Genomic DNA, 16,102 nt, shown 5'->3' with positions numbered 1-16,102 from the left:
CCAAATTATGGCTGAACAAAACGATCGGAAAGAATTTTGGCTGAGTTCCTTCAGCGTAAAAAACCGGATTAGCGTCCTGGTTATGATAGCACTCATCGCTATCATGGGTATTCGAAGTTATCTCGCCATTCCCAAGGAAGCCCAGCCGGATATTACAATACCAAACGTCCTGGTAATCACCCTGTACCCTGGTGTTTCACCGGAGGACATGGAAAGCCTCATCACCCGAAAACTGGAGGACGAACTCAGCAATATCTCCGATATCAAGGAGATGACCTCCACCTCTTCCGAAGGGTATTCCAACATTATGATGGAGTTTAATACGGATGTGAATATGGATGAGGCCCTGCAGAAAGTTCGGGAGAAAGTTGATCTGGCTAGACCGGAACTGCCGGATGACGTCGAAGAGCCGATGATTCAAGAGATTAACCTGTCGGAATTCCCGATCATGCAGGTGAATGTCTCTGGTGATTACGGCCTTGAAAACCTGAAAACCGTCGCGGAGGATCTCCAGGATAAATTTGAAACTATTCCCTCTGTTCTGGAGGTTAATCTGTCCGGTGGGCTCGAAAAGGAAGTCCAGGTTAATGTAGATCTGCCAAAATTAAAATATTACGGGCTGGCTTTCTCCGATATTATCTATGCTATCCAGGGTGAAAATGTGACCATCCCCGGCGGAAATATTGACGTCGGCACTAAAAAATTCCTCCTGCGGATACCCGGTGAATACGAAACACCCAAGCCCATTGAAGATATCGTCGTTTCCGCCCCAGGCGACAGACCGATTTACATCCGGGATGTTGCAGAGGTCAAATTCGCCAACAAGGATCGGGAGACTTACGCAAGTTTAGACGGAAGTCCGGTCATCAGTCTGTCGATCACGAAACGAAGCGGACAAAATATCATCGAGACCGCTGAGGCGGTAAAGGAAATAATCAACGAAGAGCTTCCGGGGCTCCCGCCCTCAACCGACATTAAAATTACATCTGACCAGAGCAAAAATATCGATTCCATTGTGACAAGCCTGGAGAACAATATTATCTCCGGACTTTTGCTGGTCATTGGAATTCTACTCTTTTTTCTCGGCCTGCGAAATGCTTCATTTGTCGGGGTAGCCATTCCTCTTTCCATGTTCACGGCATTTATCATCATTGACAGTATCGATATGACCATGAACATGGTGGTGCTCTTTTCCCTGATCCTTGCCCTGGGAATGTTGGTGGATAATTCCATCGTGGTAGTGGAAAATATCTATCGCTATCTGGAGGAAGGATTCGACAACTTTGCAGCAGCCAAGAAAGGCACAGGCGAAGTGGCCGCCCCAATAATCTCTGGAACGGCAACCACGCTTGCGGCCTTTTTTCCGCTTACCTTCTGGCCGGGTATCGTCGGCGAATTTATGTCCTACCTCCCTATTACCTTAATCATCACCCTGGGAAGTTCGCTGTTTGTAGCCCTGGTAATTAACCCGGTGCTCTGTGCCCTTTTTATGGATGTAGATCATAAAAACAACGATTCCAAACCCCGTATGACCAAAAAGGGGAAATACACAACAGGTGTAATCGGCGCCCTTCTTCTCGGTGGCTTCCTGCTAAGTGATTTCCTCACCTGGATTATGCTCCTCGTGGCTGCGTTCCTCTTATGGATAGGGCACAAATTCATTCTGAAGCCGCTGGGTGACTGGTGGCAGACACGTGGCTTGAACCGGGTGCTGAATATATATGAGCGACAGCTTCGCTGGGCGCTGGATAATCCCGGAAAGATTTTCGGGGTCTCTATCGGCGTCCTTTTTCTCAGTTTTGTAGTCTTTAGTATGTTTAACAGCGGTGTGGAATTTTTCCCGGAGGATATTCCACCGAGCGATGCATATGTACAAATTGAAGGACCGGTCGGCACCAACGTCGAATTTACCAAGCGAACTGTCGACAAAATTTTGGCCAAGGTGCCAACCATTCCCCATCCCGGTGATGTGGAAAGTGTCCTTTCCACAGCCGGATCCGCAATATCTGCAGGATTCGGCAATCAGGGCAGTTCGTCGCACCGGGGAACCGTCGTATTGAATTTCGTGGATTACCAGGAGCGCAAAGGCAGTTCTATTGAAGCGATGGAATACATGCGCTCAGAATTTCCAAAGGGTATCGCCGGTGCAAATATCACGGTGGAGCGTCCACAGGCGGGTCCACCTACCGGTAAGCCGATCAATTTGGAAATCTCCGGCCAGAGCATGGAAACGCTCACAGAAATTTCCAATGAAGTCCTGAACATTCTGGAAAACGATCCGGTGTATGCCAAGCTGGAAGGCCTGGAGTCCGATCTGCCGGAAGGCCGGCCTGAAGTGCAGATCCGGGTGGATCGGGAAAAAGCGGCGGTGTTCGGGCTGTCCACCAGCGATATCGGCTCGACCGTACGACAGGCGGTAAGCGGTGCCACAGCGTCGCAATATCGTGACGGCAAAGATGAATACGACATCACCGTCCGGCTGGCAGAAGAATATCGAAACGATCTGAATACCCTTTCGGATCTGAATGTTATGGCCGAAGAGGGTCGTCAGATTCCGCTCTCTTCGGTGGCGGACTGGACGGTGGGCGAGGGATTCGGTGGAATCAATCATATCGACGGTACCCGGGTTATTACCGTAAGTGCCGATGTACGTTCCCCCTACCAGGCCAATGCGGTATTGGGTGAAGTGCAACAGGCCCTCCAGCCGTACCTGTCAGACGTACCATCCGGGTACTCGACAACTTATACAGGTCAGCAACAGGAGCAGCAGGAAGCCCAGGATTTTCTCTCCGGTGCTTTCCTCATTGCCGTATTCCTGATGGCCTTTATCCTGATTTCGCAGTTTAATTCCGTCTCCAAACCGATCATTGTATTGACTTCTGTAATCATGTCCATCTCCGGTGTACTATACGGACTCGTCATCTTCCAGATGCCGTTTGGCATAATCATGACCGGTGTCGGAATTATATCTCTGGCCGGAGTCGTGGTCAACAACGCCATAGTCATGATTGATTATATTGACATTCTCCGCACCAGAGATAACCTGTCGCTGTACGATGCCCTTGTAGAAGGGGGAAGAGTCCGTTTTCGTCCGGTTATTCTGACGGCAATCACTACGACATTAGGATTGATCCCCCTGGCAATCGGGTTCAACCTGGATTTTATTGTCCTCACCAGCAATCCTGCAGAATTTTTCAGGCACCTTGGGCAATACCTTTATATGGGTGGTGAGCAGGCAGCGTGGTGGAGTCCGATGGCCACAGCCGTCATCACAGGGCTCCTCTTTGCTACATTTCTTACCCTCATTGTTGTGCCCGTATTGTATCTCCTGATTGAGCGAGGTAAAAAAGGAACAACCCGATTCCTGTTCGGTACTGATTCCGTGGGCGTACTCGGACCTGATGATGCAGAGTGACGTCACCTGATACTTAATTTGGTCAACGATCTGGCGCCATCTCCCGACAATGTCTATCTCTTAAATCACAAGTAAATCCTCGATTCTGTTCCAGAAGGAATGGAAATTCAATTCCCGGTATTATTGCAATGTTGGGTAAAATATCACTATATTTGCTCTATTTGAAATAATGAACCAGCATAAAAACTACGAAGCGAATTCATTGAATAGTAACAAGGTACTTCGATTTCTCAGGCCGTTAATAGACGATTCAAAACAGAATAACGATTCAGTTTATTTTCAATATCGGTTTCGGGTTGATCACTGCGCCCTGCTCACCTATTTAAAAAATAATGCCCCTGTCAATGGCAAACTCGCCTATTGGGATCTGCCGAAAGAAAATTTTTCCTTTCTGGCTTTAGGAGACGTAGCGGAATGGACGGCAAATGGACCCCAGCGATTTGCCGGGACTGGCCGCAGACTGGAACAATTGCAAAGTCGCCTGTCAATCCTGAACGAATCAACAGCGACAACCCAGATGCCGGCGATTTTATTTTTCTCTTCCTTTTTCCATCAGATAGCACAGGACTCTGAATGGGACGGGTTCTCGCCCGCCAAACTCTATCTCCCGGAAATACTGATTGCCAAAGATGGTGAAACAGTAACCATCTGCCTAAATTACGAAATCACGGGAAATACAAACCCGGATTCCCTGCTCAGTGACATCCAACAGCAGGAAGATGCCTTCAGAGCATTCTCAGCGAGTACCGACTTTTCCCTAACAGATTCTGTCGTCGAGCTTGCCCCGTATCTTAACGGCGAAAAGCCCCAATGGATTCGAGCAGTTAACCGGAGCATTTCCTCTATCAAAGATCATGAGATTGACAAGGTTGTTCTTGCGAAAAAATCCGAAATCGACGTGGTCAGCACGGCGCCGCTTTACGATACCCTTCGCAACCTGCGTTCAATTTATCCCGGCTGCGTCACCTTTCTGTTTAGAGAAGCCAACGGGAAAGCCTTCTTCGGAGCGACACCGGAATGGCTCGCAAGAATGCATGATGGTATTTTGACGTGTGACGCGCTTGCCGGATCCATAGGACGAAGCGAGAATCCGTCTGTTGACCGGCAGCTGGGCCAGGAACTTCTGGAGAGCAGAAAAAACAGGTCAGAGCACGATTTTGTCGTGCAATACCTGGAAAACAAAATGCAGCATCTTGCCGATGATACCCGGAGTCAGGATGCACCAACGCTGAAAAAACTTTATAATGTGCAACACCTATATACCAAGATGACGGGCCGGCTGAAATCAGGAGTCTCGCCAATGCAGGTGGTCGAACAGCTGCATCCCACACCTGCGGTGGGTGGAATTCCATCGGAAACCGCTCTGGATTTCATCAGGAAGGTCGAGGAGTTGGAGCGCGGCTATTACGCTGCTCCCATGGGTTGGATATCCGCGGATGGAGACTTCGATTTCGCCGTGGGACTCCGATCCGGGTTGCTCGACTCTGAAACCCTTCATTTATATGCAGGCGCTGGAATCGTAGAGGGCTCCGATCCCGACGACGAATACGAAGAACTCCAGCTGAAGCTCCAGCCCCTGCTGAACGCCTTCCAGGCTGCACCGGTACATGAGTAATTCACCGAGGCAACTTAACCTCCGCTGGGCCGATACTTTTGTTAATTCACTTTCCCGGTATGGAATCCGAAACGTCTGTATTACTCCCGGTTCCCGATCCACCCCTCTGACGCTGGCATTTACCCGACATCCGGATTTTACAGCCTATTCCCACATCGACGAGCGCTCCGGCGCCTTCTTTGCGCTGGGTTTGTCGAAATCCTCCGGACTGCCCACTGTGCTCGTCTGCACCTCCGGGACTGCCGGAGCGAACTTTTATCCTGCCATTATTGAAGCTGCCGCCAGTGAAACGCCACTTATTGTATGTACCGCAGATCGACCGCCGGAATTACACGGCACAGGGGCGAACCAGACGATAGACCAGCGACATCTCTATGGACGTCATGTTCGTTGGTTTCACAACGTCGGTCTTCCCAGCGATGTGGATGCTGAGTTTGAAAAATTGCGGGATGCCACAATCACAGCTGTGGAGGCGGCCATGAGCAGTCAGCAGGGGCCTGTACACCTGAATTTCCCCTTTCGAAAGCCACTGGAACCGGAATCATTGCGCGATCTTCCGGTGTTGGAATCCGTGGAAGAATCAGCAGAAATTCCCAGGGATAATCCGCGCCCACTTTCCGATGACGATATCTCCTACATCGCCGAGGCCATCGACCGTTCCCAGCATGGGTTAATATTAGCCGGACCGCTTTCCGTCAATCGCTCCGCCAGGGAATCTATCCTCAAAATCGCCGAACTTTTGAGTTATCCCATACTGGCGGACGGGCTGTCCGGATTCCGCTTCGGATATGAAACGTCACAACTGCTAATACACCACGCATCAGATATTCTTCGATCAAAAGACCTTCCGAAAGCATTCTTTCCCGACCTCATTCTGCGGTTCGGCAGGATGCCGACCTCTAATACGTTGAATACATTTCTGTCGAATCATAAAAAGGCCGAACAGATACTTTTCAACCAGACTGGGAGAATAGATGATGCAACACATTCAGTAAATCGTATAATTCCCTGTAATATTGGCGAGTTATATAAAAATATATCTGCAGGATTTAGCAGCGATATTTCAAAAACTCAGGCAACATTACTGAAATATTATTTTTCTGCAGAAAAACAGATAAAGCATCTTGTCGAAGAGAATTCATGGCCGGATGATGCACCCAGTGAACCAGGAATCTTTCCGGCGTTAATCCCCCTGATACCGGCCGGTTCCCAACTCATGTTATCCAACAGCCTGCCGGTTCGGGATCTGGACTGGTTTGCGCCATCGTCGGAAAAAGATATCAACGTCTACTTCAATCGCGGTGTCAGCGGTATCGATGGTATAATCTCAACCGCATTCGGTATCGCCGCACAGGACGGAAAGCCGACGGTTCTGGTCACTGGCGACCTGGCCTTTCATCACGACATGAATGGCCTGCTGGCATGGAAACGATATCAGATTCCTCTGACCATCGTCCTCATCAATAATGATGGCGGCGGTATCTTTGACATGCTGCCCATCTCAAATTTGGATGAAGCGAAATACCGGGAGTATTTCCAGACCGCTCATGGGCTGAATTTCCGTAAATTTGTGGAGGGATTCGGAGGTAATTTCCACTCCGTTCAATCCCGTCAGGACTTTCGCCAAAAGATATCGCAGACCCTTAATTCGGATTCTCTTGACGTCATTGAGGTGAAGACTGAGAGCAAGGCTTCAATGAGTCATAGGCGGGAAATCTGGGATGCTATTGCCGATGAAATTTCAGTTCTATGATTAATCCCGCTTAAATTCCGCGTAGCGGGTTTAAGCGGGAGATAATTAGATTTGTGGGAGTAGCCTGCCTCGCAATGAGATTGCGAGGCTGATACTAAAAGCCTTGGAATCTCATTCCAAGGCGGAGATGGACCGGGTGAGAACCAGCGAAAGCAGAGACTTCCAACAAACTCGCTCTTTTAGATGAAAGACAGAAGACACCAGACACAGGACGTTTATAACAATAACACGATAACACCCAAACACAGTAACATAATAACACCTTTTCGAAAAACACCGATTAAGAGTAAGATTAGGATTAAGAAACAACGGCACTGCGCCTAACCCTGGATATGTATATCTCTACAGGCTCCGTATCTTTGAATATTGAAGGCGATCACGATCCCGCTGTTGACCGCCCTCCCCTGATATTCCTCCACGGCTTTACGTTGTCTTCGGAGGATTGGAAACCGCTGCTGCCATATTACACCCAAGATTTCCAACCAGTAGCAATTGATTTAATCGGGCATGGAAAGAGCGACGCTCCTGTGGATTTGGGATATTATTCCATGGTGCACTGTGTGGAACAAGTCGCGGGCCTTTTGGCACAGATTGGTATATCTTCAGCGCACTGGATTGGCTATTCCATGGGGGGACGCGTCCTTCTTTCTCTGGCAAAAGCATATCCGGAACTTGTGAATTCCATGGTACTGGAGAGTACTACTCCCGGGATAGCGAATGACAGGAAACGGGCAGAACGACTGAAGCGGGATCGGCAGATGGCCCGGTTTATCCGGCGGAATCCAATCGATGCCTTTGTGGAACGATGGATGAACCATCCAATATTCGAGTCTCAGGGGGCTGTCGCCGAAGAGAAACTTGAAAAAGCCAGACAAATCCGGCTGCATCAATCCTCCATCGGACTGGCGAATAGTTTGGAAGGTATGGGCCGCGGAGCCATGCCCCATCTCTGGGAAGATCTTCAGGACATGGTAATGCCGATCTTGTTGATAACGGGTGAACTGGATAAATCTCATATTGAAACTCACGTAGAAATGGCGCATGCGTTACCGAAGACGCAATCAGTCGTGGTAGAGGATGCAGGCCACAATATTCACTTTGAACGTCCGACAAAATTTGTTGAAATTACGGGACAATTCTATCGCGAAATCGACGAATAAGCAGAGGGGGAATATATGTCCATAGAGTGGCAACAGTTCGGGGATTACCAGGATATTATCTACGAAAAGGCGGAGGGCATTGCCAAGGTGACCATCAACCGGCCGGAAGTGCGGAATGCTTTCACTCCGGTGACGGTGCAGGAGATGCACAACGCCTTTGCTGACGCTCGGGAGGATCAGGAAATCGGATGTGTCCTGCTGGCCGGCGCCGGTCCTGCCAAAGATGGGAAATACGCGTTTTGCTCCGGCGGTGATCAGAAGGTGCGTGGGGATGCCGGCTACGTCGGTGATGACGGCGTGCCTCGCCTGAATGTGCTGGATTTGCAGAAACTCATCCGTTCCATGCCGATCCCGGTGATCGCGCTGGTAGCGGGCTACGCAATCGGCGGCGGACACGTCCTGCATGTGGTCTGTGATCTGACCATCGCTGCTGAGAACGCCATCTTTGGGCAGACTGGCCCGAAGGTCGGCAGCTTCGATGGCGGATTCGGCGCCAGCTATCTGGCCCGGAGCGTGGGGCAGAAAAAGGCGCGTGAGATCTGGTATTTGTGCCGCCAGTATGATGCGCAGGAAGCGTTGGATATGGGATTAGTCAATACCGTAGTTTCTGTGGATAAACTCGAGGAAGAAGGCGTCCAGTGGGCGCGTGAAATCCTAGAAAAAAGTCCGCTGGCGATCCGCTGCCTCAAATCCGCCTTCAACGCCGAACTGGACGGTCAGGCGGGCATCCAGGAGCTTGCTGGCAACGCCACCCTGCTCTTCTATATGACCGAAGAGGGCCAGGAAGGCAAGAATGCCTATTTGGAGAAACGGAAGCCGAATTTCAAAGATAAACCTCGGCTGCCGTAAAGATGGGTATAGAGGTATAGGGTATAAGGATGGCCTCCCACCTGCTGTCGGTGATCGCTTACAGCGTCGCCGACAGTTCACTCATCAATCATCGATTTGCGAGCATCCCTACTACCCAAACCAACATCGGGAATGAAGAATGAAATTATGGGAAATCGGAACAGATTGAATTTCCATCAGTCCCTCAGGGATTCCTTTGTGGCAGAATTCCCATTGTCCAATTTCCAGGTGCCCCCCCAACACCCGGAATTAAAAATGAAAAGTGAAGATTGAAGAAGTGAAAATCTGTTGGTTGTTCGTAGTTAGTGGTGAGTTTTATTATAATCAGCAGGGATCCAGAGGGAAATTGAATGCTTATGAACGATTTACCATATAACAACCAAGGACAACAAAAGCGGCTAAAGCCGCGACTACCAGCACTATCACGATAACACAATAACACTATAACACTATAAAACGCCGTTACAGGAACACTTGCCCCGAAGGGATCCCTTTTGGAAACACAGGAACACATTGACACTTTCCGGTTAAACTCCAATTAAGAGGTAAATTGTGATAAAGGTTAGGAATCATCAATAGTGGAAGGAACAGTACCAACCAAACCCAAAGCCTGGTTCCTCGCCTCCCGGCCGAAGACCCTCCCGGCAGCGGTTATGCCGGTACTCATTGGCAGTGCGGTCGCGTTTCACGATAGCGCGTTTACGCCCGGGCCAGCCCTTGCGGCGCTGTTCTGCGCCCTGCTCATCCAGATTGGGACCAACTTCGCCAACGACCTCCTGGACTTCAAGGCAGGCATGGATACTGAACAACGGCTTGGCCCGGAGCGCGCGGTGGCAAACCAATGGATATCGGAGCAAGAGATGTTCTGGGGAACGGTCACCGCATTCGGTCTGACAGTCCCGGTCGGACTGTATCTTATCTGGATTGCGGGATGGCCGGTACTTGCGATCGGTCTCTGCTCCATCGCTGCAGGGATCGCCTATACCGGCGGACCCTATCCGCTGGCGTATAATGGCCTCGGGGACCTGTTCGTGTTCATCTTCTTTGGACTCGTAGCCACGGTCGGCACATATTATGTCCAGGCGCTTCAGATAACGACTTTAAGCGTGCTTGTGGCAATACCAGCTGGTGCCCTGATAACCAATATTCTCGTGGTAAATAACTATCGGGATATCAAGACTGACCGGGAGACGGGAAAAAATACGCTTGCTGTAATAATAGGTCACTCCGGCAGCCGGATGGAATACCTCATTTTATTATTCCTGAGCTACGTCGTACCGGTCTTCCTGTTGTTTGTGTACGATTTCTCCTTGTTTATTCTCCTCCCCTTGCTTTCCCTCCCAATTGCAGTAAAGAATCTTCGTACCCTCTATTCCGACACCTGCGGTAAAGCGCTAAATCCTTTGTTAGAACGGACGGCACAGTTTTCACTCATCTTCGGCATTCTCTTCTCGATCGGTCTACTATTGTGAACATCACCGGAATACGATATAAACCGTATCGGATTCCCTTCGTAAAGCCCCTCAGAACGGCTTCAGGCGTAATATATTTCCGAAAGGGGGTTCTCATATGGTTGGACACCGAAAGTGAGGTGTCCGGCGTCGGAGAGGCCGCTCCCCTGTCAGGATTCTCGACAGAATTTTCAGAAGATGTCATACATGAGATTCATCGTTTGCAGGACCAGATAAAACAAACACCGGTAACGATTCCCGTGGAATTCGAACATATGCAAATTCCGGAGTTGCTTACTTCAGAATTACCTACGTTACAGTATGCGCTTGATACAGCACTTTGGGATTTGGCAGGTCAATTTACGAAAAAACCTGTAGCAGCCCTCCTTTCAACGAATCCCGCCCGTTCCATAGATGTAAACGGAACAATCGGCCAGCATTCACAAAAGAAGACGCTTACTGCTGCCAGAGAACTGGTTGAGGCCGGATTCCGGGTCTTGAAGATCAAAATCGGCAGAGCCCACTTTCAGGAAGATCTCGCCTGTATTCGTGTGTTGCGCGAATCCGTACCGGAAAGTATTCAACTCCGACTCGACGCCAATCAGGCATGGGCGCCGGAGGCGGCATTTGACAATCTTACGCAACTCGCAGAATACGATATCGAATATTGTGAACAACCGATCCCTGCAGGGGATTTAACTGCGCTTGCTAAACTGAAGAAGAATTCTCCGATTCCCATTGCTGCAGACGAAGATGCACGCACGCTCGAGTCGGTGAAAAAAATTACTGACAGACGAGCAGCCGATGTCATTATCCTGAAACCGGGTTTTCTCGGTGTCCGGACAACTATCGAAGCGATAAAATTCGCCGAATCTCACAATATGCGTGTTGTCCTGACATCTGTGTTCGATACTACAGTTGGACGTGCAATGGCATGCCAGCTGGCTGCCGCTTTTCTTCCGGGCGAAACCCACGGGCTCGCGGATGGATACCTGCAGGCTGATTTTGCCGAAATGAGCTACACCACGCAAGATGGTAAAGTTATTATACCGGATTCTCCTGGTCTTGGAGTCGAGGTCGACTCGGATTTGGGTGAATTGTTTGTCAAATGAAGGCCGGATTTACACACTGGCTGCTTTCAGCAGCCCGCAGAGTGCCTGAATCCATCGCTCTGGAATGCGAAGAGCGATCCTGGACCTATTCTCAACTTTTTACCGCATCATTCCTCTTGTCAAGGAAACTAAAATCCAGGGGAATTTCATCCGGTTCCAGGGTCGCAATAATTAGCCAGAATTCACCAGCCCAGGTTATTGCAATCCATGCGGTCACCCTGCTTAATTGTGTAGTCACTCCGATCAATCACCGGTTTTCACATGAGGAGCTCAAAGCAAATTTATCATTAATTGATCCTGAACTGGTAGTGTATGATGATACTTTGGAACTTTCTTCTCTCTCCACCGTCAACACAGAATCACTTCCGCTCTCATCCGTGGAGCTGTTTCCCAGAAAGACCGTAGAATGGCCTGAGGTAAATTTACCTTCCGATTCGACTGGCGTAATTTTTCTCACATCCGGAACGACCGGAACGCCGAAAGCTGTTTCCCTGACGTGGTGGAACCTGGCCAGCAGTGCAATCGCTTCCGCTCTGAATCTGGGGGTCGATGAAAATGACAAGTGGCTGACCGTTTTACCGTTGGATCACATGGGCGGATTTTCCATACTTATCCGGTCAGCTATCTACGGGACAGCGGTAGTTCTTCACCGAAAATTCGATGCGTCCCGTGCTATGCATTCCATTCAATCCGATGATATAACCATGGCCTCCCTTGTTCCCACGATGTTACGGCGTTTATTGAACCAAGGCCTCTCTGGCGAAAATGATCTTCGTGCCGCTCTCATCGGAGGTGGCCCTGCTACTCAGGATCTGTTAGAGGCTGCAATAGAAAAAGGTATACCGGTTTGTCCAACCTACGGAATGACGGAAACCAGTTCGCAGTTGACTACCCTTTCTAAAGGGGAAGTGAAAAGCAGACTTGGCTCCTCCGGAAAACCGCTTCCGATGATGCAGGTCAAAATTATTGACCGAGACGGTGTAAAAAAGGAAACAGGTCAGACAGGAGAAATCGCCGTACGGGGGCCGAATGTCACATCCGGATATTTAGATGCTACAGAAACGAACGAGGGGAGATTGAAAAACGGCTGGCTGCTCACCGGTGATTACGGATATGTGGATTCCGATGGTTACCTCTATCCCGTTGGACGACGTGAAGATCGCATCGTCAGCGGCGGCGAAAATATCAGCCCCGCTGAAGTGGAATCGGTGTATCGGGCGCACCCGGCAATCCAAGATATCTGCGTGTTCGGAATCCCCGATCCGGAGTGGGATGAAATTGTTGTTGGGGCTGTCATTTTAAATAATCCGGAAAAAAATTCAGTAGCAGATCTTTTGAAAATACGGTTTGAAAATCTTGCAGGATTTAAACATCCAAAGAAATTATTCACCGTAAAAGAACTCCCGAGAACAGCATCCGGAAAGGTGAAACGTTCATCGCTTCGGGATCGATTTTCCCCTGAGTAAAATTCGCGTTTTTTTAAATTTTCGGTGTTACTAAGAGTACATTCCGACACAATATACAGGTGAACATTTTTGCATTTTTCCTATTTCTAATGGAATTTTTATGCAATAATTCTCTATAAGCCACACTATATACATGGTATAAACCTAATTTTTAAAGAAGTTGCCTATAATTTAAGTCAATAAAAGCAACCGCTACTTTTTAGGTATTCATAGTTTATCGGCCACATATTTAGTGTTAAAATTTCTTAGTCGGAATCTTAAAAAACGAGTGACTGAATTTATATTCTGTTTGGTTTTTGGTTGGTGATAATCAAGTGTTTTGGCGTTTATCTGCGTGCAATTCTTTTTTTAAAAATCCCATCCGAAATAGAAATAGAATGCATCGTCTCCGCGCGAGGTTTCCCCGTAGCCGAGTTTCAGCGGACCGGCCGGAGTTGTGACGCCAACACCGATTCCCACCCCGTGGAAAAAATCCTTCCGGCTAATTTCGTACAGGACTTCCCTGGAGAAGGCAGCTATATCGTAGCGGGTATAAAAATTCAGGTCGAACAGTGAACTGACCGGCATACGATATCGGTATTCCAGGCTTCCCCGATAGAGCTTATTTCCCCGAACCTGCATTTCCTGCAATCCAAAGAATGAATCGATACCGCCAAGCGTAAACCACTCCGAAAATGGCAACGTCTGATCACCTACCCCAATCCGAATACCTGGGTGAATGGTATTCCTTTCCAGGAAGGTAAAGTACCAATCCGTCTGCAGTTCGAACCTGCTGAATCCCCGATCTCCGGCGATGGTTTTGGAAGCCGTTTCATAGGATACCATCTGATAATTCCCCGTCTGGGCAAAGACTGTCCGGTCTTTTGTGTCGATCACTGAACTCGCAGCAAGACTCACCAGAGTGTAATCCGAATTGTATCGATCTCCCAGCGATGCGGGACCGCCAATTATGACCCGTTGCGCCTTCCCTGTAAAATCGACGAGTCCGAGCCGGGCAATCTGGTGACCTAGTGAATAGGAAACGAAACTCCGGTCGATGGTAAAATTACTTATCTGGAAGTCGCTTTCCTCTTCGTAAATCCGATGCCAGTCCCATTCGTATCCGACCGCAAAATTATAGGTGATATACGACTTGAATAGCCGGTTGGATGAATAATGTCCATGGGCATAGAATTCCTCTGTCCCCATCTTCAATTCGGTTGATACCCGCACTCCTCGTCCACGAAAGTTTTGGTGCTCTAAAGTTATAATTCCGGCATTGCCCCGCTGATTATTGACTTTATATCCGAATTTTGTACTCAGGTATCGTTTTTCCAACACGTGAAAAACAACATCCCATCCATCGCTTTCCGGGGCCGGAATAAACTCCACGCCGGCATAATCAAACAATTCTGTGCTATAAATATTCGTAATTGATCGATTAACCCTATCGTTCCGCACCGGATCGCCTGGATTGAAATTCACTTCTCTGGTCACCACAAACCGCTGAGAAATTCGGTTACCTTCCACCCGGATAGCATTGACCTGCCCTTCCGATACCTGTATGGATATAACGCCGTTCTCCGGCTTCCAACGGACGCTATCCACCCTGGCCAGCGGATATCCCGCTCGCCGGTACCTGTGTAACAGATTGGTGAGCATCCCCTCGAGCATTTGAGGGTTATACGGCACGCCAACCATCGCCATTAGATGCCGCTTCAAAATTGAATCAGGAAAAACCGTGTTGCCTGATAAATTCACTGATTGAGTAACCGGGTTTTCCTTTACCTGGAGTTCCAGAATATTCCGATCCCCCTGGGATTTTACAACGGCTACCGCGTTAGTGAAGTATGCTGAGCCAATGAGATATGTGACCGATGAGTCAATCCGGCTGCCAGTGAGTCGTACCGGGAATGTCACCTGGTTGAGCCGGGCAATCTCGAGGACATTGCCATCAGTCAGATGGCTGTTCCCGATAATATTGACCCGATCCAGTGTGAACTTATTGGTATCTGTTCGAGTGACCTCCTGAATCTTCTGTCTGATCTGCTTCGCCGCTTGCTCGCCCGCTTTGTATCCGCGTCTGATATATTCAGCGGACAGAGTATCGGCAGATTCAACGTCGCCCTGGAAGTTCGGAGAGATCACGATGTCGGCTTCATCCAGCGCTTCATCCCTGCTGGTGTTCATCAGTATATTGATAACCTGATCTGCCACCGTAAGCAGGTTTTTCAACTCCTTTGGTTCGTATAATTTAGCCCGAACATCCACGGCGATAACTATATCAGCCCCTAAATCTCTGGAAAGAGAAATCGGGATATTGTCGGCGACGCCTCCATCGATAAGCCGATGGCCCTGGTAGCGCACCGGCGCGAGCACCATGGGGATTGACATACTCGCCCTTATTGCGTGGACCCAGTCCCCCTGCCCAATCACCACCCGATTCCCCGTTTCCAGTGCAGTCGCCACCGCCCTGAACCGGACGCGGTAATTGTCGAAATTCCGGATAGTATTCATCGGTGATCGCATATACAGCGATGTCAGTTCCCTGCCAATCCCCTGCCCGGGGGTGATGGAGATAGGTATATATGGTCGCAAACTATCAAACCGGACATCGATCAGGTATTTGCTGGCCTGCTGCTTTTGGCTGATGAACAAATTCCGGCGTTGAGTCTGATCGATAAACAGGGTTTCATAGTCGATGGATTTGGCTATACTGTCGATTTCCTCCACCGAATATCCGAGGGCGTACAACCCACCGATAATGCTCCCTGCGCTGGTGCCGGTGATATTATCAATGGGAATATCATTTTTCCGGAGTGCATGCAATACTCCGGCGTGGGCAATTCCTTTCATTCCGCCGCCGGAAAGCGCGAGTCCGATTTTCGGGCGTTTGATCTTCCTGTAGGTGATCCCCGGAAATGCGTGAGATTCGTACTGTTCAGTCTGAGCAATAAAAGTGGCCACAATCTCGCTTCCATTTTCATTTCCCTGAGCGGTGGCATAAGTGAGAGCGCCGGGGAGTACCAGGGAGGCGATAAGTACTATTTGAAATAATAGGCCGGGGTTTGCAAGTGTACGGGGATTCAATTGTTATAGTGATACCGTGTTATAGAGTTATTGTTAAAGACGTCATGAGTCGAGTGCCCTCTGTCGGTTGTCAAAAACGCTCAGCCTGTTAATTGTCCCGCTTGTGTTGGGTCTCGTTCTAACTTTCCAAGTCCTGGAATGATTCACTTGGGCGAAATCAAAGCTCCGCTTCTCCATGTATAAAATGGCATGCCCGCTACCGTCGCCGACCG

The 16,102-nt window shown here is 49.2% G+C and carries 9 protein-coding genes; 8 read left to right on the top strand and 1 reads right to left on the bottom strand.

Annotation, left to right across the window (positions count from 1 at the left end; genetic code table 11):
• Positions 1 to 7: 7 nt before the first annotated feature.
• The 8 genes from K9N57_05140 to menE all read left to right on the top strand — a co-directional run bounded on the left by K9N57_05140 (position 8) and on the right by menE (position 12,821).
• Positions 8 to 3,415 (top strand): efflux RND transporter permease subunit, encoded by a 3,408-nt coding sequence (locus tag K9N57_05140; protein ID MCF7803554.1) that lies wholly within the window; start codon positions 8 to 10, stop codon positions 3,413 to 3,415.
• 169 nt (positions 3,416 to 3,584) lie between these two features.
• Positions 3,585 to 5,030, top strand: coding sequence for an isochorismate synthase (locus K9N57_05135; GenBank protein ID MCF7803553.1), 1,446 nt, complete (start codon positions 3,585 to 3,587; stop codon positions 5,028 to 5,030).
• Positions 5,023 to 6,783 (top strand): 2-succinyl-5-enolpyruvyl-6-hydroxy-3-cyclohexene-1-carboxylic-acid synthase, encoded by a 1,761-nt coding sequence (menD, locus tag K9N57_05130; GenBank protein ID MCF7803552.1) that lies wholly within the window; start codon positions 5,023 to 5,025, stop codon positions 6,781 to 6,783. Before K9N57_05135 ends, menD begins: the two co-directional genes overlap by 8 nt.
• A gap of 359 nt (positions 6,784 to 7,142) precedes the next feature.
• Positions 7,143 to 7,943: a 2-succinyl-6-hydroxy-2,4-cyclohexadiene-1-carboxylate synthase gene (gene menH / locus K9N57_05125; protein MCF7803551.1), complete on the top strand. Its 801-nt coding sequence runs from the start codon at positions 7,143 to 7,145 to the stop codon at positions 7,941 to 7,943.
• Positions 7,944 to 7,958: 15 nt separating this feature from the next.
• On the top strand, positions 7,959 to 8,792 hold the full coding sequence (gene menB, locus K9N57_05120; GenBank protein ID MCF7803550.1) for a 1,4-dihydroxy-2-naphthoyl-CoA synthase: 834 nt from the start codon (positions 7,959 to 7,961) through the stop codon (positions 8,790 to 8,792).
• Between the two features lie 575 nt (positions 8,793 to 9,367).
• Positions 9,368 to 10,264 (top strand): 1,4-dihydroxy-2-naphthoate polyprenyltransferase, encoded by an 897-nt coding sequence (locus K9N57_05115; GenBank protein ID MCF7803549.1) that lies wholly within the window; start codon positions 9,368 to 9,370, stop codon positions 10,262 to 10,264.
• The gene (gene menC, locus K9N57_05110) at positions 10,261 to 11,355 is read left to right on the top strand and encodes an o-succinylbenzoate synthase (GenBank protein ID MCF7803548.1); all 1,095 of its coding nucleotides are present in this window, start codon (positions 10,261 to 10,263) and stop codon (positions 11,353 to 11,355) included. Before K9N57_05115 ends, menC begins: the two co-directional genes overlap by 4 nt.
• Entirely contained in the window at positions 11,352 to 12,821 is a 1,470-nt protein-coding gene (gene menE / locus K9N57_05105) for an o-succinylbenzoate--CoA ligase (protein ID MCF7803547.1), read from the top strand. Before menC ends, menE begins: the two co-directional genes overlap by 4 nt.
• Before the next feature lie 348 nt (positions 12,822 to 13,169).
• On the opposite strand, the gene K9N57_05100 is transcribed toward menE, so the two are convergent.
• The gene (locus tag K9N57_05100) at positions 13,170 to 15,767 is read right to left on the bottom strand and encodes a patatin-like phospholipase family protein (GenBank protein MCF7803546.1); all 2,598 of its coding nucleotides are present in this window, start codon (positions 15,765 to 15,767) and stop codon (positions 13,170 to 13,172) included.
• Positions 15,768 to 16,102: the final 335 nt, after the last annotated feature.

It is taken from the genome of Candidatus Neomarinimicrobiota bacterium, assembly GCA_021734025.1.
Lineage (GTDB): Bacteria > Fidelibacterota > JAANXI01 > JAANXI01 > JAANXI01 > JAANXI01.
The sequence above is the reverse complement of the archived record's forward strand: the minus strand, read 5'-3'. Positions and strand labels throughout refer to the sequence as shown.